Annotated in this window: 1 protein-coding gene; it reads right to left on the bottom strand. The window is 65.0% G+C overall.

The annotated features are described in order from the left end of the window. Nucleotides 1-13: 13 nt before the first annotated feature. Nucleotides 14-1,074, bottom strand: a protein-coding gene (locus ACETPF_RS20950; RefSeq protein WP_373936557.1) for an IS630 family transposase whose coding sequence is annotated in 2 segments (ribosomal slippage) — nt 14-582 and nt 582-1,074 — 1,062 coding nt in all. Because the reading frame shifts where the segments join, the coding sequence is not laid out codon by codon here. Nucleotides 1,075-1,163: the final 89 nt, after the last annotated feature.

Raw genomic sequence — 1,163 nt, 5'->3', positions numbered from 1 at the left:
CAAGGTGCATTGATCAGAACCCATGGGCCCATTGGCGCAGTCCGAGTGACATGATGCGCCAGGGCTGCTCGACGAGCTTGTTCCAGGCGAAGCAGCAGTGGTCGACGATGTCATCGTAGGATTGGAAGATGCGGTTCGAGAGCCAGTTGTCGCGCATGAACTGCCAGACGTTCTCGACCGGGTTGAGCTCCGGGCACCTGGGCGGCAGCGGCATCAAGGTGATGTTGGGCGGCACGACCAGCTCGGCCGATCCATGCCATCCGGCCTGATCGAGCAGCAGAACGGCATGTGCGCCCGGCGCGACGTGGAAGGCGATTTCCTCAAGGTGCATGCTCATCGCCTCGCTGTTGCAGCGGGGCATGACGATGCCGGCGGCTTTACCTTCGGCGGGACAGATCGCGCCGAACAGCCATGCCGAGGAGCGTCGCTGATCCTTGGGTGCCGAGGGCCGCGTGCCGCGCTTCGCCCAGCGCCGGGTGAGCTTGGTTTGCTGACCGATTCGAGCCTCGTCCTGCCACCACAGCTCTATCGGCGTTCCTCTCGGGAGGCGCCGCCTGATCTGCGCCAGGCGGGCAGCGAAGCTTTTTTAAAATCGGCAATGTCGTCGCCCTTCTGCCCCCGATGGCGGGGCCGCACCGAGAGCTTGCGGTAGCCCATCGCACGAAGCTCACGCCCGAGGGTATGGCGCGTGACCGAGAGCGCGAACTCGTCCCAGATCCACTGGGTTAGATCGGCAAGCCGCCAGCGCACCACGCCATGCGCCGCGGGGATTGGCCCGGCCTCGACTATCGCTGCAAGCCGCGCGCGCTGCTCGTCGTTGAGGATCGCGGCCCGGCCCGGCGCCTTGCGCGTCGCCAGACCATCGGGGCCGCCTTCGTTGAACCGCAGGACCCAGTCGCGCACGATTTGCAGCGTGACGCCGGCAACCTTCGCCGCTTCGCTCCGGCTCCCGCCGTCCAGGATCAGAGCCACCGCCAATAGCCGCCGGACCTGATCCGCATCATCGCTTCGTCGCGCAAACTGGCGCAAATCCGTCGATGTGTAGTCAGACCGAACCCCAATCGCTGCTGCCATCGCAAGCCTCCACGTGCCTGCTACGTCGAATCAGATTTTCACGAGCTTGGGAATCCCCCGCGTGAGTCAGCCTCAACGCACCTTAGTAT

Origin of the sequence: Sphingobium agrisoli (assembly GCF_041877245.1) — a bacterium.
Lineage (GTDB): Bacteria > Pseudomonadota > Alphaproteobacteria > Sphingomonadales > Sphingomonadaceae > Sphingobium.
This window is presented reverse-complemented; position numbering and strand designations above follow the sequence as displayed.